Source organism: Stenotrophomonas sp. AS1, assembly GCF_048957655.1.
GTDB lineage: Bacteria > Pseudomonadota > Gammaproteobacteria > Xanthomonadales > Xanthomonadaceae > Stenotrophomonas > Stenotrophomonas bentonitica_A.
The window spans coordinates 224949-248696 of sequence record NZ_JARVXM010000001.1; the positions used below are offsets into that span (position 1 = coordinate 224949).

General features: G+C 67.1%; 24 protein-coding genes. 17 read left to right on the plus strand and 7 right to left on the minus strand.

The annotated features are described in order from the left end of the window. Positions 1 to 47: 47 nt before the first annotated feature. From aat to PV764_RS00955, 3 genes are all read left to right on the plus strand, one after another. Complete coding sequence (aat, locus tag PV764_RS00945; protein ID WP_046272477.1) at positions 48 to 797, plus strand: leucyl/phenylalanyl-tRNA--protein transferase; 750 nt, start codon at positions 48 to 50, stop codon at positions 795 to 797. Positions 798 to 883: 86 nt separating this feature from the next. Beyond that, complete coding sequence (gene infA / locus PV764_RS00950; RefSeq protein ID WP_005409596.1) at positions 884 to 1102, plus strand: translation initiation factor IF-1; 219 nt, start codon at positions 884 to 886, stop codon at positions 1100 to 1102. Between the two features lie 212 nt (positions 1103 to 1314). Next, positions 1315 to 1683: a hypothetical protein gene (locus tag PV764_RS00955; RefSeq protein WP_037553682.1), complete on the plus strand. Its 369-nt coding sequence runs from the start codon at positions 1315 to 1317 to the stop codon at positions 1681 to 1683. A gap of 95 nt (positions 1684 to 1778) precedes the next feature. On the opposite strand, the gene clpA is transcribed toward PV764_RS00955, so the two are convergent. Then, the gene (gene clpA, locus PV764_RS00960; protein WP_019184759.1) at positions 1779 to 4058 is read right to left on the minus strand and encodes an ATP-dependent Clp protease ATP-binding subunit ClpA; all 2280 of its coding nucleotides are present in this window, start codon (positions 4056 to 4058) and stop codon (positions 1779 to 1781) included. 368 nt (positions 4059 to 4426) lie between these two features. Continuing rightward, on the minus strand, positions 4427 to 4759 hold the full coding sequence (clpS, locus tag PV764_RS00965) for an ATP-dependent Clp protease adapter ClpS (RefSeq protein ID WP_019184760.1): 333 nt from the start codon (positions 4757 to 4759) through the stop codon (positions 4427 to 4429). Between the two features lie 94 nt (positions 4760 to 4853). Between clpS and PV764_RS00970 the strand changes: the two genes are divergently transcribed. The 8 genes from PV764_RS00970 to PV764_RS01005 all read left to right on the plus strand — a co-directional run bounded on the left by PV764_RS00970 (position 4854) and on the right by PV764_RS01005 (position 10970). Continuing rightward, positions 4854 to 5318: a hypothetical protein gene (locus PV764_RS00970; protein WP_421116004.1), complete on the plus strand. Its 465-nt coding sequence runs from the start codon at positions 4854 to 4856 to the stop codon at positions 5316 to 5318. Position 5319: 1 nt separating this feature from the next. Further along, positions 5320 to 5781: an NUDIX hydrolase gene (locus PV764_RS00975; protein ID WP_046272451.1), complete on the plus strand. Its 462-nt coding sequence runs from the start codon at positions 5320 to 5322 to the stop codon at positions 5779 to 5781. Beyond that, positions 5778 to 6917, plus strand: coding sequence for a tRNA 2-thiouridine(34) synthase MnmA (gene mnmA, locus PV764_RS00980; protein WP_070471585.1), 1140 nt, complete (start codon positions 5778 to 5780; stop codon positions 6915 to 6917). Before PV764_RS00975 ends, mnmA begins: the two co-directional genes overlap by 4 nt. Beyond that, positions 6914 to 7528: a high frequency lysogenization protein HflD gene (gene hflD, locus PV764_RS00985; RefSeq protein ID WP_019184764.1), complete on the plus strand. Its 615-nt coding sequence runs from the start codon at positions 6914 to 6916 to the stop codon at positions 7526 to 7528. Before mnmA ends, hflD begins: the two co-directional genes overlap by 4 nt. Positions 7529 to 7662: 134 nt before the next feature. Next, positions 7663 to 8853: a methyl-accepting chemotaxis protein gene (locus tag PV764_RS00990; RefSeq protein ID WP_019184765.1), complete on the plus strand. Its 1191-nt coding sequence runs from the start codon at positions 7663 to 7665 to the stop codon at positions 8851 to 8853. A gap of 98 nt (positions 8854 to 8951) precedes the next feature. Beyond that, entirely contained in the window at positions 8952 to 9257 is a 306-nt protein-coding gene (locus tag PV764_RS00995; protein WP_046272453.1) for a hypothetical protein, read from the plus strand. 152 nt (positions 9258 to 9409) lie between these two features. Then, a complete protein-coding gene (locus PV764_RS01000; protein ID WP_421116005.1) occupies positions 9410 to 10492 on the plus strand; it encodes a GAD-like domain-containing protein in 1083 nt (360 codons plus the stop codon). Positions 10493 to 10508: 16 nt separating this feature from the next. After that, entirely contained in the window at positions 10509 to 10970 is a 462-nt protein-coding gene (locus PV764_RS01005; RefSeq protein WP_399618092.1) for a hypothetical protein, read from the plus strand. A 366-nt stretch (positions 10971 to 11336) separates the two neighbouring features. Here the strand turns inward: PV764_RS01005 and PV764_RS01010 are convergent, their stop codons facing one another. Beyond that, positions 11337 to 14123 carry an EAL domain-containing protein gene (locus PV764_RS01010; protein WP_421116006.1) on the minus strand — a complete coding sequence of 929 codons (2787 nt, stop codon included), beginning with the start codon at positions 14121 to 14123 and terminating at the stop codon, positions 11337 to 11339. 150 nt (positions 14124 to 14273) lie between these two features. Here PV764_RS01010 and PV764_RS01015 point away from each other — a divergent pair, with 150 nt between their 5' ends. Both PV764_RS01015 and PV764_RS01020 read left to right on the plus strand, forming a co-directional pair. After that, the gene (locus tag PV764_RS01015) at positions 14274 to 16379 is read left to right on the plus strand and encodes a PAS domain S-box protein (RefSeq protein WP_341986694.1); all 2106 of its coding nucleotides are present in this window, start codon (positions 14274 to 14276) and stop codon (positions 16377 to 16379) included. Between the two features lie 4 nt (positions 16380 to 16383). After that, positions 16384 to 18141 carry an EAL domain-containing protein gene (locus PV764_RS01020; protein WP_019184769.1) on the plus strand — a complete coding sequence of 586 codons (1758 nt, stop codon included), beginning with the start codon at positions 16384 to 16386 and terminating at the stop codon, positions 18139 to 18141. Positions 18142 to 18309: 168 nt separating this feature from the next. On the opposite strand, the gene PV764_RS01025 is transcribed toward PV764_RS01020, so the two are convergent. The 4 genes from PV764_RS01025 to flgA all read right to left on the minus strand — a co-directional run bounded on the left by PV764_RS01025 (position 18310) and on the right by flgA (position 21012). Then, a complete protein-coding gene (locus PV764_RS01025) occupies positions 18310 to 19533 on the minus strand; it encodes an ATP-binding protein (RefSeq protein WP_026070036.1) in 1224 nt (407 codons plus the stop codon). 84 nt (positions 19534 to 19617) lie between these two features. Continuing rightward, complete coding sequence (locus PV764_RS01030; RefSeq protein WP_026070037.1) at positions 19618 to 19950, minus strand: hypothetical protein; 333 nt, start codon at positions 19948 to 19950, stop codon at positions 19618 to 19620. Positions 19951 to 19952: 2 nt separating this feature from the next. Next, the gene (flgM, locus tag PV764_RS01035) at positions 19953 to 20255 is read right to left on the minus strand and encodes a flagellar biosynthesis anti-sigma factor FlgM (protein ID WP_019184772.1); all 303 of its coding nucleotides are present in this window, start codon (positions 20253 to 20255) and stop codon (positions 19953 to 19955) included. A gap of 109 nt (positions 20256 to 20364) precedes the next feature. Then, positions 20365 to 21012: a flagellar basal body P-ring formation chaperone FlgA gene (gene flgA / locus PV764_RS01040; RefSeq protein WP_399618101.1), complete on the minus strand. Its 648-nt coding sequence runs from the start codon at positions 21010 to 21012 to the stop codon at positions 20365 to 20367. A 105-nt stretch (positions 21013 to 21117) separates the two neighbouring features. Here flgA and PV764_RS01045 point away from each other — a divergent pair, with 105 nt between their 5' ends. The 4 genes from PV764_RS01045 (at position 21118) to PV764_RS01060 (ending at position 23740) form a co-directional block, all read left to right on the plus strand. Further along, positions 21118 to 22062 carry a chemotaxis protein gene (locus tag PV764_RS01045; RefSeq protein WP_070427598.1) on the plus strand — a complete coding sequence of 315 codons (945 nt, stop codon included), beginning with the start codon at positions 21118 to 21120 and terminating at the stop codon, positions 22060 to 22062. A gap of 158 nt (positions 22063 to 22220) precedes the next feature. Next, positions 22221 to 22616 (plus strand): flagellar basal body rod protein FlgB, encoded by a 396-nt coding sequence (gene flgB, locus PV764_RS01050; RefSeq protein WP_046272455.1) that lies wholly within the window; start codon positions 22221 to 22223, stop codon positions 22614 to 22616. Positions 22617 to 22619: 3 nt separating this feature from the next. After that, entirely contained in the window at positions 22620 to 23027 is a 408-nt protein-coding gene (flgC, locus tag PV764_RS01055; RefSeq protein WP_019184776.1) for a flagellar basal body rod protein FlgC, read from the plus strand. Positions 23028 to 23053: 26 nt separating this feature from the next. Beyond that, complete coding sequence (locus PV764_RS01060) at positions 23054 to 23740, plus strand: flagellar hook capping FlgD N-terminal domain-containing protein (protein ID WP_346462267.1); 687 nt, start codon at positions 23054 to 23056, stop codon at positions 23738 to 23740. Positions 23741 to 23748 lie beyond the last annotated feature (8 nt).

Genomic DNA, 23748 nt, shown 5'->3' on the forward strand with positions numbered 1-23748 from the left:
CAGACATCGCGCATCGCCACGACGAATACGACGAATACAATGCCGGCATGACCCGTCAGCTGCCCTGGCGCCTGGCCGATGCGCCGGATGCCCCCTTCCCGCCCGCCGAGACCGCCCTGCGCGATCCCGATGGCCTGCTCGCGCTCGGTGGCGACCTCTCGCCGGTCCGCCTGCTCAATGCCTATGCCGGCGGCATCTTCCCGTGGTTCTCCGAGGGCCAGCCGCTGCTGTGGTGGTCCCCGGACCCGCGGATGGTGTTCCGCACCGACGGCGTGCACCTGTCCAGCCGTTTCCGCCGCTCGCTGCGGCAGAGCACGTGGACGCTGCGCGCCGACAGCTGCTTTGCGCAGGTGATCGATGCCTGCGCGGCCAGCCCTCGGCCGGGGCAGGACGGCACCTGGATCACCCGCGACATGCGCGATGCCTACATCGAACTGCACCGGCTGGGCTTCGCGCACTCGGTGGAGGTGTTCGATGGCGGACAACTGGTCGGCGGCATCTATGGCGTAGCGATCGGCCGGATGTTTTTTGGCGAGAGCATGTTCAGTGCGGCTACCGGCGGCTCCAAGGTTGCCCTGGCCGGATTGGCCCATCGGCTGGCCGGCTGGGGCTGGCCGCTGATCGACGCACAGGTCGAAAATGACCATCTGCTGCGCATGGGCGCCGAACACTGGCCACGCCAACGCTTCCTGGCCCTTGTCCGTGAACAGGTCCAACAGCCAGCTCCCGCAGGCGATTGGCGGGATTTGTTCGGGACGATGGCAGCGGCCGATCTGGCCACGCGGGCCTGGCCTTAACCAAAACTTTGCATCAAACGCCCGACGCGCGTAAAATGCCCGCTCTTCAGGCCAGCTCGGCCGGTTACAGAACTGCACAGGACTACATGTCGAAAGACGACTCCATCGAGTTCGAAGGCACCGTCAGCGAGACGCTGCCGAACACCACTTTCCGCGTACGACTGGAAAATGGGCATGAAATCATCGCCCACATCTCCGGCCGCATGCGCAAGAACTACATCCGCATCCTGACGGGCGACCGCGTCAAGGTCGAAATGACCCCGTACGACCTGACCAAGGGTCGCATCACCTACCGCATGAAATAAGCGGTCCGGGGGTTGTTCCCGCCAGAAGGCCAGCCAGGTGCTGGCCTTTTCGCGTGGGCGCCATTCAGCCATCGCCCCACCCCTGCCAAGCGTCACCCTGACCCTGTGCACCCTGACGTCGGTCAGGATGCCTTGATGCAGATTCGCCCTGGCGCGAAAACGCCCAGTGTGGCCCTCGATCCAATCCGGATCCCGACCCGATGGCCCCCGCCATGAAACGCCTGCCTTCCCTGCTCCTGCTTGCTGCCTGCCTGGCCACCGCTGCCTCGGTCCAGGCCGCCGAACCGGCCGCTGCCGGCGATTGCATCACCCTGTCCCCGGATCAGCAGCTGGTGCGCAATGGGGCCGACCGCGATGTACTGCTCCGCAACGGCGACCAGCACTACCTGGTCCGTTTCGAGCGCTCGTGCAGCAGCGCAGCCATGTCCCCGAAACTGGCCTTTGTCACTCCCGGCCGGGACGGCCAACTCTGTGGCGCAGGAGCCAGCAGGCTGCGCACGAACGGACAAAGCTGCACGATCAGTGCGGTCGAGCCGATCACCGCCGAAGAATTCACCCGCAAGGCACGCGCCCGCCAGTAACCGCACCGAAGGCGCCGCGCACCCAAAGAAAAGCCCCCTTGCGGGGGCTCTTCAATGACGGTGCAGGCATCTGCCGCGCGGCGTCTACCGCGCGGTCAGACCGTGGCCGGCAGCAGACGCTCCGGCTCGGCTTCGGTCTCGACGAACAGCTGGTCGTCGCGCACATCGATGCTGACCTTGCCACCGTTGACCAGCTTGCCGAACAGCAGTTCGTCGGCCAGCGGACGCTTGATCTTGTCCTGGATCACGCGCGCCATCGGGCGGGCACCCATCAGCGGATCGAAGCCATGGTGGGCCAGCCAATCGCGCGCCGTCGGCGTGGCCGACAGGCTGACGTGCTTTTCCTGCAGCAGCATTTCCAGCTCGATCAGGAACTTGTCCACCACGCGCAGGATGTGCTCGAAGCCCAGCGCCTGGAACTGCACGATCGCATCCAGACGGTTGCGGAACTCCGGCGTGAAACTCTTGCGGATTACTTCCATCGCGTCGGTGGCATGGTCCTGGCGGGTGAAGCCGATCGAACGCCGCGAGGCCTGGGCCGCGCCAGCATTGGTGGTCATCACCAGCACCACGTTCTTGAAGTTCGCCTCACGGCCGTTGGTATCGGTCAGCACACCGCGGTCCATGACCTGCAGCAGGATGTTGAAGATGTCCGGATGGGCTTTCTCCACCTCGTCCAGCAGCAGCACGCAGTGCGGGGTCTTGACGATCTTCTCGGTCAGCAGGCCGCCCTGGTCGAAGCCGACATAGCCCGGAGGGGCGCCGATCAGACGGCTGATCGAATGCGACTCCATGTACTCGCTCATGTCGAAGCGGACCAGCTCGATGCCCAGCTGCAGCGCGAGCTGCTTGGTCACCTCGGTCTTGCCTACGCCGGTCGGGCCGGAGAACAGGAAGTTGCCGATCGGCTTTTCCGGATTGGCCAGGCCCGAGCGGGCCAGCTTGATCGCCGAGGACAGCGTCTCGATGGCCGGGTCCTGGCCGAAGATCACCATCTTCAGGTTGCGCTCCAGATGCTGGAGCACGTCCTTGTCGGTGGCGCTGACCTGCTTGGCCGGGATCCGCGCCATCTTGGCGACGATGGTCTCGATCTCCTCGATGTCGATCAGCTCCTTGCGCTCGCCGTCCGGCAGCAGCCGCTGGCGGGCACCGGCCTCGTCGATCACGTCGATCGCCTTGTCCGGCAGCAGGCGGTCGTTGATGTGCTTGACCGACAGATCCACGGCGGCCTGCAGCGCGTCATCGGCATAGGTCACGCCGTGGTGCGCTTCGTACTTGGGCTTGAGGCCCTGCAGGATCTCGTAGGTCTCGCCCACCGTCGGCTCGACGATGTCGATCTTCTGGAAGCGGCGGGCCAGCGCCCGGTCCTTCTCGAAGATGCCGCGGTATTCCTGGAAGGTGGTCGAGCCGATGCAGCGCAGCTCGCCCGAGGCCAGGGCCGGCTTGATCAGGTTGGAGGCGTCCATGGTGCCGCCCGAGGCCGAACCGGCACCGATGATGGTGTGGATCTCATCGATGAACAGCACCGCGTTGGGCAGCTTCTTCATCGCGGTCAGCACGCCCTTCAGGCGCTTTTCGAAATCACCGCGGTACTTGGTCCCGGCCACCAGCGCGCCCAGGTCCAGCGAGTAGATCACCGCATCGGCGAGCACATCCGGCACCGACCCTTCCACGATGCGCTTGGCCAGGCCTTCGGCAATGGCGGTCTTGCCCACACCGGCCTCGCCCACGTAAAGCGGATTGTTCTTGCGGCGGCGGCACAGGACCTGGATGGTGCGCTCGATCTCATCGGCACGGCCGACCAGCGGGTCGATCTTGCCGTTGCGGGCCTGGTCGTTGAGGTTGCTGGCGAACTCGGCCAGGGCATCGCCCTTGCCCTCGCCTTCGGCACCCTCGGCGCGGCCCTCGCCATCGGCGGCGGGCGGCACTTCGCCCTCCTCGCCCAGCTTGGCAATGCCATGGGAGAGGTAATTGACGATATCCAGCCGGGTCACGTCCTGCTGGTTGAGGTAGTACACGGCATGCGAGTCCTTCTCGCCGAAGATCGCGACCAGCACGTTGGCGCCAGTGACTTCCTTCTTGCCCGAGGACTGCACGTGGTAGACCGCGCGCTGCAGCACGCGCTGGAAGCCCAGGGTCGGCTGGGTATCGCGCCCATCATCTTCGGACAGGCGCGAGACGGATGCCTCGATGGCCTGTTCCAGTTCCTGTCGCAGGCGCTCGGCGTCCGCACCGCAGGCCTTGAGGACGGCTTGGGCGGACGGGTTGTCGAGCAGTGCCAGCAGCAGGTGTTCCACCGTCATGAATTCATGCCGGGCCTCACGGGCGCGCTTGTAGCACTGTCCGATGGTGTGTTCGAGGTCTTTACTGAACATGATTAACTCCGGCGGCAGTTAGGAACAATATGCGGCCAACCTTCACGATTTCCATCACCCTAGCGGATCAGTGCGTTCAGACGGCGTTAGCACTCCGCCGATCGCACCAATCCATTGGACGGCCTCCATCATGCACGAACTTGCCGCCACGAAATGGCAGCTTCAACGTGATGGTGATGTCATCGTGACGCCACGCCGGGCCAGCGCTGGCCGGTGCAGCTGCCGGGCGGCAGCCTGGCGATGCTCAGGGTGGGTGCGGATGCCGGAGAACCGAATGGCTCCGGCTCGGCTGGGGCCGGCCGCACGGCTGTCGCCATGGCTGGAACAGTGCGGATCGCTGGCGCGCCTATGGCGGGGCCAAGGGCGGCTCAGCCGCTGGCCTTCTCCATCGTGCACAGCAGCGGGTGCTGGTTCATGCGCGAGAATTCATTGACCTGGGCGACCTTGGATTCGGCGACCTCGCGGGTGAACACCCCGCACACGCCGCGGCCGCGGGTATGCACGTGGAGCATCACCTGGGTGGCCTGGTCCAGGTCCATCGAGAAGAAGTGCTGCAGGACCGTCACCACGAAATCCATCGGGGTGTAGTCGTCGTTCAACAGCATCACCTGGTACAGCGGCGGCGGCGCGACCTCGGGACGTGCAGGCTCAAGCAGCACGCCGTGGTCGTGATGAGTTTCGTGGGAAGTCTCGCGGGGCATCCCCCCATTATAGGGCCCCGCCCGGCCGGATTGGACGTTGCCCCCTGCGGCCTTCACAATCTGCACTCTCCAACCAGATGTTCACAGGGATTTCATGAAAAGGATTGCTGCCGCACTGCTGCTGGCCGTCACTGCCACCGGCGCCCATGCGGCCGACGCGGACAGGGCCGTCGGGCGAGCGCTGGACACGCTCAAGTACACCTACGAGGTGGACGAGGACGGCGATTACAAGATGGTGTTCGACATGGATGACGGCCGCAGCCAGCTGGCCTTCGTGCGCTCCACCGTCGAGGAGTTCGGCAAGCACAGGATCCGTGAGATCTGGTCGCCGGCCTACAATTCGCCGGGCAAGCAGTTCCCCGCTGCGGTCGCCAACCGCCTGCTCGAAGACTCGCAGGATGCCAAGATGGGCGCCTGGGTGAAGCAGGACCAGCTGGCGATGTTCGTGGTGAAGGTCGATGCCAACGCCACCCCCGAAGCGCTCAGCGACGCGATCGATGCGGCCGTGCGTACGGCCGATGCCATGGAGCTCGAGCTGACCGAGCAGGACGAATACTGAGGTGAATGCCGTGCAGGAACCGCGCTGGACGCCCCATGTCACCGTCGCCACCGTGGTGGTGCGTGACGGGCGTCTGTTGCTGGTCGAGGAGGCGATCGACGGCCGCCAGGTGCTGAACCAGCCCGCTGGCCACCTGGAGCCCGACGAGAGCCTGGCCGCCGCCGCGTGCCGGGAAACGCTGGAAGAGACCGGCTGGACGGTGCGCCTGAGCGCCTTCATCGGCACCTACCAGTGGACCGCCCCGGACGGCACGCCGTTCCTGCGCTTTGCCTATGCGGCCGAGCCGGTCTCGCACGATCCCGCCCGTCCGCTGGACACCGGGATCCTGCGGGCCGTGTGGCTGACCCCGGCCGAACTGAAGGCCGACCCCGGCCGCCTGCGCAGCCCGCTGGTCTGGCAGGTGGTGGCCGACTATCTGGCTGGCCAGCGCCACCCGCTCTCCATCGTCAAGGAGGCCGCATGAGCCCCCCACGGATCATGGTCGGTGTCTCCGGCGGCGTGGATTCCTCGGTCGCGGCCTGGCGGCTGGTCCAGCAGGGCGAGCCGGTGGCGGGACTGTTCATGCAGAACTGGGCCGATGACGGCAGTGGCGACTGCCGTGCCGAAGATGACCGCCGCGATGCGGTGGCGGTCTGCGGCCTGCTCGGCATCCCGTTCCACTTCCGCGATTTTTCCAGCGAGTACTGGCAGGGCGTGTTCGAGCATTTCCTGGCCGAGTACGCCGCCGGCCGCACGCCCAACCCGGACGTGCTGTGCAACCGCGAAGTGAAGTTCAAGCATTTCCTCGACGCCGCGCGCGAGCTTGGCGCCGAACGCATCGCCACCGGCCATTACGCGCGGATCGCCCAGGTGGGCGGCCGCTGGGCGCTGCTGCGCGGCGCCGACCGCAGCAAGGACCAGAGCTACTTCCTGCACCAGCTGGGCCAGGAACAGCTGGCCGCCACCCTGTTCCCGATCGGCGACCTGCAGAAGAACGACCTGCGCCGGATCGCACGGGATGCACGCCTGCCGACCCACGCCAAGAAGGATTCGACCGGGATCTGCTTCATCGGCGAACGCGACTTCCGCGAGTTCCTCGGCCGCTACCTGCCGGCCAGGACGGGCGAGATCCGCGATCCCGATGGCGCCCTGATCGCCGAACATCCTGGCGTGTTCTATTTCACGCTCGGCCAGCGCGAGGGCCTGAACATCGGTGGCGTGCGTGGCCGGCCGGCGGCCCCGTGGTACGTCGTCGGCAAGGACGTGGCCAGCAACGTGCTGTACGTGGACCAGGACCGCGAGAGCCCGTGGCTGCAGTCCACCCGCCTGCATTCGGAGGCCGCCCACTGGATCGCCGGCGCCCCGCCCGCGCGCCGCTTCGAGTGCACCGCCCAGACACGTTACCGCCAGCCCGACGAGCCGTGCACCGTCACCGTGCGCGACGATGGCACCGTGGACGTGCGCTTCGCGCGCCCGCAGCGTGCCGTCACCCCGGGCCAATCGCTGGTGTTGTATGACGATGAGGTCTGCCTTGGTGGCGCCGTCATCGCCGCCACCGATGCGCCGCTGGAACAACGCCTTCGCGCCACCCCTTCTCCTTTCGAGGTATCTGCTGCATGAGTTTTTCCGTCGACGACCGCGTACTCGCTCTGGCCGGCATCGCCCAGGCCCTGCAGCAGGTGCGCCGCATCGCCGAAACCGGCCACTCCGAAGCCGCCGTGGTCCGCACCGCGGTGGAGAGCGTGTTCCGCATCGATGCGGCCAGCCCGCAGGACATCTACGGCAGCGCCAGCAATGTCGCCCCCGGCCTGCGCCTGCTGCACAACTACCTCAGCAGCCAGGGCCAGGACGAGCAGTTGCCGCGCCTGGCGCTGTCGGTGCTGCAGCTTGAGCGCCGCTTCGTGCGCGAGGACGCGATCGTGGCCAAGGTCAGCACCGGGATCGAGCGCGCCCGCGCCCAGGCCGGCGAGCTGGGCGACAGCGCCCACCCGGACGTGCTCGCCGCGCTGGGTGGCCTGTACGCGGACACCATCAGCAACCTCAAGCCGCGGGTGATGGTCCAGGGCAACCCGCACTACCTCGGCCAGGCGGGCGTGGTCGCCGAGATCCGTGCGCTGCTGCTGGCCGCAGTCCGTTCGGCGGTGCTGTGGCGCCAGACCGGTGGCCAGTACTGGGACTTCCTGTTCTCGCGCAAGACGATGCTGGAAGCGGTCGCGCGCCAGCTGCGCTGAGCTCGGCAGCCACCCATCGGGTGGCTCCACCCGGGGGGCCGGGACGCGCGGTTTTTGATCGAATGTGTTGTGCAGGACTAAAGCAAACGGGGGTACGGCCGATACAGCATCCGTGCACCTCCCCGAGAACGTCCATGTACTCACGCCTCTTCATCCGCCTGGCCGCCCCCCTGGTCCTGACCCTTCTGCTTCCCTTTGCCATCGGCTTCGAGTGGCCCGCCGCCCTGCGCTGGGCGATCCTGAGCACGATGACGCTCAGCTGGCTCGGGTTTGCCTGGTGGAGCGCCCGCGCCCAGACCCAGCGTTCGCCTGAACAGGCCCGCATCATGCGCGAGCAGGACCAGCTGCTGACCGAGCTGCGCTCGTTCGTCGGCAACGAAATCGACGGCTCGCGTGGCGAAGTCGAACGTGCCCGCGACCTGATCCGTCATGCGGTCGGTGGCCTGGGCAGCAGCTTCGATGCGATGAACCGCAAGTCGCGCCAGCAGAGCCAGGCCCTGGCCCGCATCGTCGACCGCGCCGGCGAAGAAGGCGGTGCCGGCGTCGACGTGGCCCGTTTCGCCCAGCACGCCAGCCAGCGGATGGAGCAGCTGGTCGAGGCGCTGGAACAGGTCAGCGGCCAGAGCAGCAACACCGTGCAGCACATCGATCAGATGGCCCAGCACCTGGATGGCATCTTCGCGCTGCTGGAGGACGTCAAGTCGATCGCCGACCAGACCAACCTGCTGGCCCTGAACGCGGCCATCGAAGCCGCACGTGCCGGTGAAGCCGGCCGTGGCTTTGCGGTGGTCGCCGACGAAGTCCGTAACCTGTCCGAGCGCTCGACCACCTTCAACGAGCAGATCCGCAAGCTGGCGCACAGCTCCAAGGACGCCATCGCCAAGGTGCGCGAGACGGTCTCGCACATGGCCTCCCGCGATATGGACCGTTCCCGCGAAGCGCGCCACGAGGCGGCGCAGATGCTGGAGAACGTGGCCCAGATCAATGCCTCGCTCGGTGACGGCATGCGCGAGATCTCCGAATGCGGTCGCGCCATCGACAGCAGCGTCGCTGAAGCCGTGCGCGCCCTGCAGTTCGAAGACATCGCCACCCAGGCCCTGGGCGGCGTGCACACCCACCTGGACCGCCTGACGGCGATCAACCGCGAGGCCGTCGCCCTGCAGGAGCTGCTGCATCGCAGTGGCGGCGTGTTCGACGAGGAGGTCGTGACCGCCCTGCAGCGCACCGGCAGCCGCCTGCGTGACATGCGCACCGAGTGGGAGCGCCCGCCGCACAAGGCGGTCGCCCAGCAGAGCATGGCCGCAGGCGCGGTCGAGCTGTTCTGATCCAGATGTCCCGTGCCGACCCCGGCACAGCCAACGGCCCCGGTTTCCCCGGGGCCGTTGCGCTTGCACGACCCGCCTTGGCTGCAGATGATTACCCGATGTTGAACGCGTCCGTGTTGTCCGTTGCATCCGTTGTCCCCGCCGAGCTGGAGCCGGCGGTGCAGCGCACTGAGACTGTCACCGCCGTTGCGGCGCCTGCCGCTGCGGCAGCGCCGGTTGCCCCGCTGCAGGGCCGCGCCCTGATCGCACGGCTGGAGCAGCTGGCCCAGCAGGAACTCGCGCAATTGGCCAAGCGCCCCGCGCCGGGCATCGTCGCCCTGCCCTCCGCCGTCGACCCCGCCCTGGCCGGGCTGGCCTGGGATCTTGGCCTGAGCGGTGATGATCTGGATGCGGCGGCGCGCTGACGCTGCCTGCCCGATCTGCGCTGCGGGTCGCCGAGCGCACTCGGTCGCGCCCTGAGTTGATCTACTGAAACGCCGGTCGATTGCGACAAGCAGCATCGACATCTGCCGCGGCTGCCATCAACCTCCGCGTTCCTCCCTGCAAACCCAGCGCGATGATGACGCCTGCCTTGCGCCTCGCAATCGTCCTTCAACCGTTCGCGGACGATGCGCAACCGTGGATCCTGGAGCCGGCAACGCTTCAGGCGCTGAGCACCACCATCGACGAGACCGGGGGATTTCAGCAGCGCTACGCAGCGCTCGTCGACGTCACCAGCCCCGAACTGGGCACTGTCGATGCCACAGTCGAGGTCTCCGCCGCACAGCTTGAAGACGGCACACCGGTTGTTGTCTTTGAAGACGATGAAGGCGACGGAAGTGCCCGCTTCCTGGTTCTGCAAGCCCAATGGCAGGAATTTCCGGCAGGCACCCTGCTGCAAGGGCGGGATCCAGCCATGACCGTCGTCACGCGTGCTGATGACGATGCGTCGGGGATGCGTGCGCAGGCGCTGCTCGGCTCCCTTGAGCTGTTGAAGATGGCGACACCGCAGCGCGATCGGTCCGATCTGCAGGCGGTGGCGCATCGCGTACCGGACGACCTGCCGGGGTTCCTGGCCGCATTCACTGCCAGCACGGCGGGCGAACCGGTGGATGGCGCTCTGCTTGATCGCTGGCAAGGCCGGCTGCCTGATACGCTGCTGGCGCTGTGGCAACGCGACGGTCTGGCGCGCTACCTGGAAGACCGGTTGATGCTGGTCGATCCTGAGCGTTATTACGCCACACTTGCGCCGCTGCTGGTGAACAGCCGGCTGGAAGGCGTTGATACCTTCCATGCATTTGCAGTAACGGCCTTCGGCCAAGTCTTCGTCTGCGGTGAGAACACTGCCGTGGAAATCATTGCCGACCCGTACACCGGTGCCATCCAGGTGCACCCGTCGATGCTCGCGGCAAGCGACGCTGACGAGCGCAATGGGCGGTTGCGTTTTCTGCTGACCCTGCTCGAGCCGGAAGAGCTGGACGTGACGGACATGCAGGGCGACTCGGTGTATGCCATGACCCGCGACCGGCTGGGTCCGTTGGCCGCAGATGACGTCTACACCCCCGGCCCTGAGGGCCTGGTGGAAGGCTGGGAGACCCGACTGATCCGGCAGGACGCGTTCAAGGCATGGGAATGGTCAAGGCACTGGGGGACGCGGTGATGCTTGGCAGACCCTCATGAACATTGACCGCGAACGCGCACTTGAGACCTTTGACGACTTTCTGATGCTCATGGACGGGCAGCTGGCTTGGCTGATCGATCAGGCGCAGGCGCGTGGCGTGGATCTGGATGGCCGTGTGGAAAGCCTTGATCGTCTTGAGGAGCTCCACGACGTCATGGCCGCGACCCTCGATGAAGACGAATGCTCCGCCCTGCATGTGGTATTCGCTCGATACCTGGGGGAATGTGTCCGTACCTGTCATGGCGGCCAATGGATGCTCCCGCTGGATGACCCGAAGGACGTGAACTTCAACATGCCGGTAATCATCGGGCATTCCTCCTGCACCTGGCTGGAGTTCAACCCTATTCACACCATTCGCTCCTATTCGCTGCGTCCTTACGCGGGAAAGATCCGCGACATTGTGAAGCACAGCGTTGCGCCGGCGATATTGGATCTCAGCGATCTGACCGACGAATGAGGGCATCCAAGCAGCGCACCTCCCCGTTCGATCGGGGTCCAGCGGCACCCGATCTGGATGTGCCACTGTCGGGCTGTCCTCTCTGCCCTCGCCGGCCTGCAGCGATACCGGCCTGAAGAAGGAACGGCATGAAGAACGGAGGGGACCGGGGCCGATGACGGCTGGACTGACATCTACCGCATGGCCGTGCAGACCTACGAAGGCGCCACGGTTGCGAAGATACCGGGGCCCCGGCGTCAGGACCCAATACGGACGCGTGGATAGGTAGAGCCGACCGTTGGTCAGCTGCCGCGGAAACGGCCGACCAACGGTTGGCTCCACTGCGGACCGTCCGCGTCCGGCCAATGGGCCGCGGGTCGCGCGCGCTCAGACGGCGTGGCTCAGCGCGACCACCGCCTCCAGCGGTGCGATACGCGTGTCGCCGGCCTTCAACCACTGCGCCAGATCGCGCGGCGCCAGCGGGCGCGAGTACAGGTAGCCCTGGATCTCATCGCAGCCCTGGCGGCGCAGCATCGCCTCCTCCTGCTCGGTCTCCACGCCTTCGGCGACGACCTTCATGCCCAGCGCGTGGCCAAGGTGCACGATCGCCTGCGTCACTTCGGCCGTGCCGGCGTCATGCAGCATGCCCTGGACGAAACTGCGGTCGATCTTCAGGCGCCCCACCGGGAAGCGGTTGAGGTAGTGCAGGTTCGAGAAGCCGGTACCGAAGTCGTCGACCGCCAGCGGCACGCCGTGGCGTTCGAGCACCTCGAAGCAGTGCCGCAGCACGTCGGTGTCACGGATCAGGGCGGACTCGGTCAGCTCCAGCTCCAGGCGCTGCGGCGGCCAGCCGTGGGCATGGCAGATGTCGATCACGCGTTCGGCGAACCCGCGGTCGCGCAGCTGTACGGCCGACACGTTGACCGCCACGCGGTCGAACTGCAGGCCGGCGGCGTCCCACGCGGCGGCCTGGCGGCAGGCCTCGGCCAGCACCCAGTCACCGATCCGCACGATCTCGCCGCACTTCTCGGCAATTGGAATGAACTCGGCCGGGCTGCAGTAGCCGATGCCGGGCCGATGCCAGCGCAGCAAGGCCTCGATGGCTGGCGGCTGGTCGTTCTCGGCATGCAGCAGCGGCTGGTAGGCCAGGGTGAATTCTTCGCGCTCGATCGCGCCGAGCAGTGCGTGCTCGATCTCCAGCTTGCGCTGGATCTTGGCCAGGGCATCCTGGCTGTAATACTGGTAGGTGTTACGCCCGGCTTCCTTGGCCGCGTACATGGCGGCATCGGCGGCGCGCAGCAGCGATTCGAAATCCTGGCGGCTCTCATCGAGCATCGCGATGCCGACGCTGGCGCCGACTTTCAGCGTGCTCTCGCCGCGGTGCAGCGGCTCGGCCAGCGAGGCGATCAGTTTGCGCGCGACATGGCCGGCATCTTCCGGCGCGGCCAGGTCGCGCAGCACGACGATGAACTCGTCGCCGCTGAAGCGGCCGAACAGGTCGTTGTTGCGCAGGCTCTGGTGCAGGCGCGAGGCAGCCGCCTTGAGCAGCGCATCGCCGGTGGCGTGGCCGAAGGTGTCGTTGATGGTCTTGAAGCCGCCCAGGTCGATGAACAGCATCGCCAGCGGGCTGCCGCGATCGCGCGCCACCTCGATGGCATCGGCGGTCTGCTCGCGCAGCAGCATCCGGTTGGGCAGGCCGGTGAGCAGGTCGTAATGGGCCAGCAGTTCGATGCGCTCGTTGGCTTCGCGCTCACGGGTGATGTCACGGAACAGCACCACGAACCGCGTCGGCAGGCCATCGCGGCGGTCCAGCTCGATCAGCACCTGGACCCAGATGCGCAGTCCGGACTGCCGGTAGAAGCACAGGTCCAGCTGCTCGGGCAGGCCACCCTCGGCGATCCGCACCAGCGCCGCCTCGAACGCATCGCGCGAATCCTGGGTGTACAGGCTCAGGGCCTGGTCAAGGCTGATCGGCTCCTTGCGCAGCCCGTGGATGCGGTAGCACTCCTCGGTCCACTGCATGTGGCGGGTGCCCACCTCGATCTCGCAGCCGCCGATACGACCCAGGGCCGAGACGCGGTTGAGCAGCTCGGTACGCCAGCGGATCAGCGCATCGGTCTGGTGTTGTTCGGTAATGTTCTGGACCTGGCCCAGCAGGCGCTGGATGCGACCGTCCGGCCCGATCAGCGGCTGCATCCACACGCGCAGGTGCAGCGCGCCGTTGTCGCGGATCAGCTCCAGCTCCAGCGTGGTGGCCGCACCGTCGCGCCACATCCGGCGCCAGGCATGGCGCAACCGGCCGCGCGACTGCGGTTCGAGCTGACGCAGCCAATGGCGGCGACCGTGCGGCGGTGTTTCGCCGGTGCCCAGCAGCACGCGGAACTCGGGCGACCACCAGAACCGGCGTGCCTCCGGATCCCAGGACCAGCTGCCCATGCTGGCGATGCGCTGGGCTTCGCGCAGCTGCACCTGCTGCTCGCGCAGCTGGACTTCCATCTGCTTCTGGGCCTGGATGTCGGTATGGGTGCCGACCATGCGCAGCGGCTGGCCATCGGCCGTGCGGGTGACCACCCGGCCCCGATCCAGCACCCAGCGCCACTCACCATCGGGGTGCCGGGCGCGGAACTGGGCCGTATAGGCCTCGCTCTCGCCGCGCAGGTGCGCATCCATCGCCAGCCGCACCGCCGGCTGGTCGTCCGGGTGGACGTTCTCCAGCAGCGCGCTCACGCCCTCGGCACGGCTGTGGGAGTCCTCGATGGGCTGACCATCCCAACGCCGCGAGCGGCGCACGCTGTCGCTGGGCAGGTCCCAGTCCCACAGCCCGTGCCCGGCATGATCCAGGGCGACTTCCCAACGGCTGCCGGCATAGGCGGCGACCGGCTCGGGCACGCTCAGGGTGAAGGCCAGCAGATGCCCATCCGGATCGTGCACGGCGCGCATCCAGCCATCGAAGCGGCCACCGGGCCCACCGGGCAGCTGGCAGGGCACCAGCCCGCCGTCCGCGGCGAGCAGGCGCAGGTCTTCCAGTACCTCGCCGTACGCGGCGACGGTTGCCGGCAGGCCGTGCTCGCGCGCGGCCGGGTTGGCGGCGATCGGACGACCGGCACGGTCGAGGATCACCAGCGCCGAGGCCAGTGGGTGCTGCAGCAGACTCGCGATAATGCCTTGGTCCACGCCCTGTAACTCCGAAAACGCACCCGACAACCGGGGAACGCAATCGTTAACGGCGGAGATTGCGGATTATTGAGTTCCCTGGCGACCTGCATCCTCACCCCGGGCAGGTAAGATGACGCTCGCCTTGTCCGACTGGCCCCGCCCTGCCCCATGCCGACCCACCTGCCAGGCCCTTCCGCACCCGCTGACGACACGCCCCTGGCCCGCGATCTGCGCCGCGACCGCTGGCGCGTGGTCGTGGCCTACCTGGTGCTGGCCCTGGTGTGGATCCTGTGCAGCGATGCGGCGGTCAAGGTGGTGGCCGGCGACCTGCAGACCGCGGCGCAGTGGCAGACCATCAAGGGCACGTTCTTCGTGGTCGCCAGTGCGGCGCTGATCTATCTGCTGCTGCGGCCGCTGGCCCAGCACGTGCTGCACACCCATGCGCGGCTGGAGAGTTCGGAAACCCGTCATCGGCAGATGTTCGAAGGCAATCCCGGCCCCATCCTGGTGTATGACCTGGAATCGCTGGCGATCCTGGACGTCAATCCGGCGGCGGCGGGCTTCTTCGGCTACAGCCGGGAAACCTTCACCGCGATGCCGATCACGGCGCTGTGGCCGCCCGGTCACGAGGCCCTGCTCGAAGCCAAGCTGGACCACATCCGCGCCAACCCCGAGCAGCTGTGCGTGATCACCGCCGATCTGCGCCTGAGTGATGGCAGCACCCGGCGCATGGAGATGCGCAGCAATTTCATCGATTACGGTGGCCGCCGTGCGCGACTGCTGATCGCGATCGACCGTACCCGCGAAGACCAGGCCCTGCTGCGCCGCGACCAGGCGTTGGCCCGCGTGGAGGAAGCGCACGAGATGGCGCGCATCGGCGCGTGGGAGATCGACCCGGCCACCGGACTGGGCCGCTACGCCAACCAGGTCTACCGCCTGCTGGGGCGGCGCGCGCCGGAAGCCCGGCGCTGGCACCGTTTCGAGGAACTGCTGGTGCCCGCCGATCCGGCCACCGCCGCGCTCAGCGAACAGCTGTTGCAGGAAATGAGCTCGGGCGAACCGGTGCAGATCGATGTGCTGCTGCCGTTGCTGGCAATGGACGGGCGCGCCTTGATGGTGCACCTGCGCGCCGAGAGCGGCCAGGACGATGCCGGGCGCCCGCGGGTGCTGGGCACCCTGCAGGACGTCACCGAGCGCGAGCAGTCGCGGCGCCTGCTGCGTGAGCGCGAAGAGCAGTTCCGCGAGCTGGTGCGGGTGCTGCCCGATGGCGTGGTGATCCTGTCCGAAGAACACGTGCTGTACGCCAACGCCTGCGCCGCCACCCAGTTCGGGTATGGCCACAACACCCTGCTCGGCGAGCCGCTGGCCGCGCTGGTGACCGCCGACGATCTGCCCCGCGTACGCGCCCAGCTGTTCGCCCAGCTGCCGTTGCACCATGGCGGGGCCGGCGAGGTGATCGGCATGCGCCGCTTCAACGGCCAGGCGTTCCAGGCCGGCCTGGCGGTCGGCGATGTGCGGTATGGCGGCCGCAACTGCAAATTGTTGATCGTGCGCGACCTCAGTGAGCCCGAGCGCATCCGCGAGGCGCTGGAAACCAGCAACCGCGAGCTGCAGGCGATGGCCGGGCGGCTGTTCTCGCTGCAGGAAGACGAGCGCCGCGCCATCTCGCGCGATCTGCACGACGATATCGGCCAGGCGATCACCGCGATGAAACTGTCCGCGTATGCGGCCCAGGATGAGCAGGACGCCGCCCGCCGCGACGAGGACCTGGCCCAGATCATCCAACTGGCCGATGCGACCGTGGGCAAGCTGCGCGACATCTCGACCCTGCTGCGCCCGCCGCAGCTGGATGCACTCGGGTTGGAAGCGGCGCTGCGCTGGCAGGCCGGCGTGCTGTTCCGGTCGGCGGCGATCGAGCTGCTGCCCGATATCCAGTCCCTGCCCCGGCGCCCGGCCGGCGATATCGAACAGGCCTGCTTCCGCATCGCCCAGGAAAGCCTGACCAACGTGCTGCGCCATGCGCGTGCGAGCCAGGTGAACCTGCATCTGCGCGATGTGGACGACCACGGCCTGCACCTGCAGGTCCGCGACGACGGCGAGGGCTTCGACCCGGATGGCCCGCGCGGGCTGGGCCTGATCGTGATGCGCGAGCGCGCGCAGAGCGTGGGTGGCACATTACGCATTGAATCGGCCCATGGCGCCGGTACCCTGATCGACCTTTACCTGCCGTACCGCGCCACCGGCGCGACGGCTCACGACGCACTGGAACACTGAGCTCATGTGGAACCCTTCCCTGCCCCTGGTCAGCATCGAGGACGCCCCGGCCCGCCTGGGCGCGGGCAATCCCGAACTGCAGGCGATGGTGACCGAGGCCGCGTCCGGCGGCACGCCGCTGATGCTGATGCACGTGGACATCGACCACTTCGCCTCGGTCAACGAGAACATGAGCGCCGAAGTCGGCGACCAGGCCCTGGTGCTGGTCGCCCAGCGCCTGCAGCACCACCTGCGTGGCCGCGGCAAGCTGTGGCGCCACGGCAGCGATGAATTCCTGCTGGCCGTGCCGCGCACCGCCGACATGCCACTGCCCGAAGACCTGGCCGAGGAAATCCGCCAGCAACTCGAGCTGCCGCTGTCGGTGCTGCCCTACACCCTGTTCATGACCGGCAAGCTGGGCGTGAGCCTGTGCCCGGAACACGCCACCGGTGTCTCGCGCCTGCTCGACCACGCCGAAGATGCGCTGTACCAGGCCGCCCGCGAAGGCGGCAACGCCGTGCGCATCCACGCCGTGGATACCCCCTCCAGCGCGCACAGCGAGAGCATCATCGCGCGCCAGATTGTCGATGCGATCCCCAACGGCGAGCTCAAGCTGCGTTACCAGCCGCTGGTCAGCGCACGCGACGGCCACGTGGTGGGGATGGAGGCACTGCTGCGCTGGCAGTCGCCCACCCTTGGGATGCTGGTGCCCGAGCGCTTCATGCGTACCGCCGAGCGGCTGGGCATCATCGTGCAGATCGGCACCTGGGTGCTGGAAGGCGCACTCAAACAGGCCAGGCTGTGGCGCGACCAGGGGTTTGATGACTTCACCATCGCGGTGAACGTCTCCACCCTGCAGCTGCTGCGCCCGAACTTCTTCGCCGAGGTGATGTCACTGATGCAGGCGGCCGGCGTTCCGGCGCAGATGCTGACGCTGGAGATCAACGAAAGCGCGCTGACCAACAACGTCAACTTCGTCCACGAGACCCTGGTCAACCTGCGCAACGAAGGGATCAGCCTGAGCCTGGACAACTTCGGCACCGGCGATTCCAGCCTCAGCGCGCTGGTCCGCTATCCGGTGGACAAGCTCAAGATCGACCGCAGCTTCATCAAGAGTGCGCCGGCCGGCAATCGCGAGGCCGCCATCGCGCGCGCGATCATCGCCATGGGCCACCAGCTGGGCATGACGGTGATCGCCAACGGCGTCGAGTCGCAGGCACAGCTGGGCTTCCTGCGCCGCAACGACTGCGATGTGTTCCAGGGGTATTTGTTCGGCGAGCCGATGTCGGCCGACGCGGCCGGGATGACCCTGCGCCGCCGTTACCTGCGCCCGGAGGCCTTCGCCGAGACACGCCCGGACCGCACGCTGCTGCTGCTCGACGACGAAGAGAACGTGCTGCGCTCGCTGGTGCGCCTGTTCCGCCGCGACGGCTACCGCATCCTGGCCGCCGGCAACGTGCGCGATGCGTTCGATCTGCTGGCCATCAACGATGTGCAGGTGATCCTCTCCGACCAGCGCATGAGCGACATGAGCGGCACCGAGTTCCTGGGCCGGGTGAAGATGCTCTACCCCGACACGATCCGGCTGGTGTTGTCCGGCTACACGGACCTCAATACGGTGACCGACGCGATCAACCGCGGTGCGATCTACCGGTTCCTGACCAAGCCATGGAACGATGATGAGCTGCGCAAGCACATCCACCAGGCCTTCCGCACGCACGAGGAACAGCGCCGGGCGAACACGGCACCGGCGCCAGCGCTGCCAGCGGTTGACGCGGATTGACGCGGATTGAGGCGGATTGACGCGGCAGCCGACCAACGGTCGGCTCTACGTTGCACGCGCCAGATATCCAGGTAGAGCCGACCGTTGGTCGGCTGCTCTTGCTCAACCGAACGCGATGCCTGAAAGCCCCCGCAATGCCGGCCAGCGACCGGCACGACCATTGCCGGCTCAGCGCGGCTGCTTGATCGGCAGCACCACGCGGAACTTCGAGCCCACGCCAGGGGTGCTCTCCAGATCGATGCGGCCGTGGTGCTTGTTGATGATGCTGTAGGAGATCGACAGGCCCAGCCCCGTACCGCTGCCAACCGGCTTGGTGGTGAAGAACGGATCGAAGATGCGCTGGCGCAGGTCCGGTGAGATGCCGCCGCCGGTATCTTCGAATTCCACCCACACCGTGTCGCCGTCCACACCGGTGCGCACGTGGATCGTGCCGCGGTCGGCGATGGCGTGGCCAGCGTTGAGCAGCAGGTTCATGTAGACCTGGTTCAATTCCGAAGGCAGGCACTCCACCAGCGGCAACTGGCCGAACTCGCGGTGCAGGGCGACCTTGTACTTGAGCTCGTTCCAGATGATGTTGATCGTGGATTCCAGGCCCGCATGCAGGTCCACCAGCTTCCACGATTCATCGCGGCCCGAATACGAGAAGTCCTTCAGGTCACGCACGATCCGGGTCACCCGTTCGATGCCCTCGCGTGATTCGGCCATCAGCTGCGGCAGATCGCGGCTGATGAAGTCGATGTCGAAGCGTTGACGGATGTCGTCGATTTCCGGGATCAGTGCTTTCGGGTCCGGCGCACGCAACGCGCGCTCGTAGGCTTCGATCACGGTGAACAGGCTGCGCAGGTATTCCTGCAGACTGCCCAGGTTGGAATGCACGTAACCGATCGGGTTGTTGATCTCGTGCGCCACGCCGGCAGCGAGCTGGCCGATGGAGGCCATCTTTTCCGACTGCAGCAGCTTTTCCTGGGTGCCGTTCAGGCGCAGGTAGGCCTGGCGCAGTTCGGCATGGCGCTGCTGCAGTTCGCGTTCGTAGTCCTCCTGGCCCTCGATACGCCGGAACAGCGCCAGGTAGTGCCGCTGTCCAGCGTCGTCGTGATGGTAGACATGGGCAATGACCATGCGCTCGCCGACCGGCAGGCTGCCGTTCCAGTGGCCGTTGAGGCGCGCGTGTTCCAGGGCATCCGGTGGCAGCAGCTGGCGCAGCCATTGCGCCGGCGTCTGCTCGGCATCGCGTTCGGCCTGGCCGAGGATCTCGCTGACCGCGGCATTAGCCAGGGCCACGCTGCCATCCTCGCGGAACAGCAGCACGCCCTCCTTGATCCGCTCGAACAGGGCAAGCAGGACCGGATGCGGAGGCAACGGGGCGGTGACAAGGGTGGAAGTTACGGTCACGGTCACATCGAGGCGGCTGGAAACAGGCGCTCAATATACGCGGTGACGTTCACATCGGCAGCCTGGGGCTGCCAGACGGGGAGATCAGGCGACCGCGAGGGGCCGCCGGGTGTGCAGGATGTGCGACTGGCCCTTGGCGTCATACGCCGAGGATTCTTCACTGCGGCCGAGCTGGCGCAGCGCCCAGTTCACTTCGCGGCGGCGGCGCGACAGCAGCACCCCGTTGGCGTGGTTGCGCTCGGCCAGTTCCTGCACGCGTTCGGCCTGGCCGACCGGCAGCGCGGCCTCGAGCGCCCGAAGCGCTTCCAGTTTGGCGCCGGTCGCACGGATCAGCGCGTGCACGTCATGCTCGACCAAGGCCTGGCGTTCGACGTCCAGGGCATCGCTGAGGCGCTGCAGCGGCTCGCTCATCGCCAGCTTCATCCCTGCAGCTGCTGGTCCAGCTCAAGCATGCGCGAAGCGATCGCGTCAGGATTGATCTTGTAGCTGCCGTTCTGCAGGGCTTCGCGCACCGCCTGCACCCGCCCGGCATCGATCGCCGGCGCCGAGGACAGTTCACGCTGCAGGGTCTGCAGGCTGGTCGCTTCGCCGGTCAGGCGCAGGCTGTCAGCGGCTTCCACCGGGCGGGCCGGGGCATCGGTGCTGACGCTCGGCTTGTTGCCCGGAGCGACGCTGCGCAGATGGGCGGTGGCCGGGAGGTTGCCGTCGATTTTCTGGCTCATGGAGTTGTCCTGGGAATGCGGTTCACAAGGGATAACGGCCGGGCGGACGCCATCTTTAGGGGAATATTGCAGGTTTCGCGGGGAAAGTGGCGCGTATTCACAATGGTGTTCAGCGCGTCACTAAAACGTCACCGGTGGCCGCGACGGTGCCCTGCACGATCTTGCGCGAGGACAGGTTCTCGACCGAGACCCGCTCGTTCTCGCCGGCATCGGCCATGGCGCGTCCGGCTACCCGGACCTCCACCCCGCCCCGTCGCGACACCAGCGCGACACTGTCGCCCCGCCGCACCAGCCGCTGCGCGACCAGATCATTGGCCGAGAGCAGGCTGCCCGCACTGAGGGTCCTGCGTGCCACGCGACCGACCGCGGCGGCCGGATCGGCCAGCGCAGCACCGGCGATCCGTGCCGCATCACGCTGGCCAGTGGTGATATCGGCCGCCGAGAGGGTTTCTCCAGCGGCCACGCCACGGTTGAGGATCAGCACGGTCTGGTTGCGACGCACTTTCACGGGCACGAACAGGCGCCAGCCACCCGCATCGGGGCAGCTGACCTCCACGGTGCTGCTGCCGGTCGGCTGGGCCGCCAGCGGCTGGCCGCAGGCCGGCAGGCGCAGTGCCGAGTCCAGCGTGGTGTCACCTTCACTGCCGGCCGGCAGGGTGCCCAGCGCCGCCTGGCGGATGCTGTCCACGGGTTGCCAGCCACCGGCGGCCCAGGCGGGCGCCACCAGCAGCAGCGCGGCAAGGACAAGAGAACGCATGGGCACTCCACGGGCAAGGAACATGGGCAGCACGATGCAAGGGCCGTGCCGAACCCCTGCGCATGCCGCGCTCAAGTCATCGGCGGTGCCGCCGATACCAAGGCCATGTCCCATGACCTGCTCAACCGCATCGACCAGCGTACGCGCCTGGCCGGCCACAATCGTCTGGCCCTGCTGCTGTTCCGGCTGGGTGGACGTCAGCTTTTTGGCGTGAATGTCTTCAAGGTGCAGGAAGTCCTGCGCCGTCCCGGCCTGTTCCAGGTGCCGGGGCTGCCCAGCCAGTTCGCCGGCGTGGCCGATGTGCGTGGCCGCTCGGTGCCGGTGCTGGACCTGGGCCTGGCGATCGGCCACCCCGAGCGTGAGCCCGATGCCGACAAGGCACCCGGCTACCTGGTGGTGACCGAGTTCAACCGCTCCATCCAGGGCTTCCTGGTCAGCGGTGTGGAACGCATCGTCAACATCGCCGTGGAAGACATCCACCCGCCGCCGGAACTGGGCGCCGAGTCGAGCTACCTGACTGCCGTGACCCGTTTCCAGGGCGAGCTGATCCAGGTGATCGACGTGGAAAGCGTGCTGGCCGACATCGCTGAGATCCGCGGTGAGGCGGTGCTGGATCCCTCCATGGCCCTGCCGCCCGATGCCCCGCCGATGCAGGTGCTGGTGGTGGACGACTCGCGCGTGGCCCGCCAGCAGATCCGCAGCGTGCTGGACCAGCTGGGGGTCGGGGCGACCCTGCTCTCGGACGGCAAGCAGGCCCTGGATCACCTCCTGCAGATCCATGCTTCGGGCGAGAACCCGGCCGAGCGCTACGCCATGGTGATCTCCGATATCGAGATGCCGGCGATGGACGGCTACACCCTGACGACGGAAATCCGGCGTCACCCGGGCCTGGCCGGCCTGTACGTGCTGCTGCACACCTCCCTGTCGGGCGTGTTCAACAACGCGATGGTGGAACGGGTCGGCGCGAACGCGTTCGTGGCCAAGTACTCCCCGCATGAGCTGGCGGACTTCCTGCTGGACCGCCTGCGCAAGGTGGCGATGGCGGCATGACACGCCGCCCACCGCGGCCGGAATGACCCCCGGCCGCTAGACGACATCCACGCCCGGCGTGGATCCACCCCGGCGTGAACACGCCGCCGGGGAGCGGCCTGCCGCCCCTATGGCACGCCGCTTGCACTGCCCCAGGCATCGTCCCGTGGGAGTGCGTCATGCCCAATCTGATTTCGAACTATCTGGGTGTCCACGCCCAGGCCATGCCGTTGCGCGAGCAGCGGATGAAGCTGATCGCCAGCAACCTGAGCAACGCCGACACCCCCGGGTACAAGGCCCAGGACCTGGACTTCGATGCCGCCCTGCGCAATGCCCAGGGGCTGGATGCCAACGGTCTGATGAAGACCACCAACGAACAGCATTATGAGATCGGCAACGGCTTGAACCCGTTCCAGATTGCCAAGGAAGGCGTGCAGCCGAGCATCGACGGCAACACCGTCGACCCGGATGCAGAACGTGCCGCCTATGGCCGCGCCGCGCTGGAGTACCGCGCCTCGCTGAGCTTCGTCGAATCCAAGGTGCGCTCCATGCTCACCGCGATCACGGGGCAGTAAGCCATGAGCAATCTGCCCATCTTCGACATCGCCGGGTCCGCGCTGCAGGCGCAGTCCGTGCGCATGAGCACCATCGCCTCCAACCTCTCCAATGCCGACACCGTCGCCGGCTCGGCCGATGCGGTCTACAAGCCGCTGGAGCCGATCTTCCAGTCGGTGACCAGCCGCAACGATCCGAACATCACCACGGTGCAGGTCAAGGAGATCAGCCAGAGCAACGCCGCGCCGATCCAGCGCTACGAGCCGGGCCACCCGCTGGCCGATGCCGATGGCTACATCTACCAGCCGGACGTGGACCCGGTCGCGCAGATGGTCAACCTGATCTCCACCTCGCGCAATTACCAGGCGGGCGTGGAAATGCTGACCACCGCCAAGGAACTGGCGCTGGCCACGCTGACCATGGGTCGCTGACCCTCCAACCGCAGGAATCCCCTCCCATGAGCAGCACCACCGGCGTCGGCCAGAACAGCAGCGACATCTACAGCGCACTGGGCCTGAACGCGCCCAACAGCGATACCAGCAAGAAGAAGAGCACCCTGGACCAGGCCGATTTCATGCGCCTGATGACCGAGCAGCTGCGGCACCAGGATCCGCTCAAGCCGATGGACAACACCCAGATGGTCGCGCAGATGGCGCAGCTGTCGCAGGTCCAGGGCATCACCGACCTCAACAACACGGTCAAGGGCTTCCAGGATTCGATGTCCAGCGACCAGATCCTGCGCGGCGCGGCCCTGGTCGGCCACGAAGTGCTGGTGCCGTCGGAAAAGCTGGCCCTGGAGAAGGACGGCGATGTGACCGGCATGGTCGCCGCGCCCGGTGCGGGCTTCGTGACGGTGGACATCACCGACGCCAACGGCGTCAAGGTCAACCAGATCAGCGTGGAAGCCAAGGCCTCCGGCGAAGTCACCTTCGATTGGGACGGCAAGGATGCCAACGGCAACCGCATGGCCGAAGGCACCTACACCATCGCCGCCTCGCACACCGATACCGCCGGCACCAAGACCAAGCTCAACACCTACGTGCAGGCCCCGGTGGAGAGCGTCACGGTCGGCACGGACGGCCTGTACCTCAACCTCAAGGGTCTGGGCACGGCCCCGATCGATTACGTGCTCCGCATCAGCTGAGCCGCCTT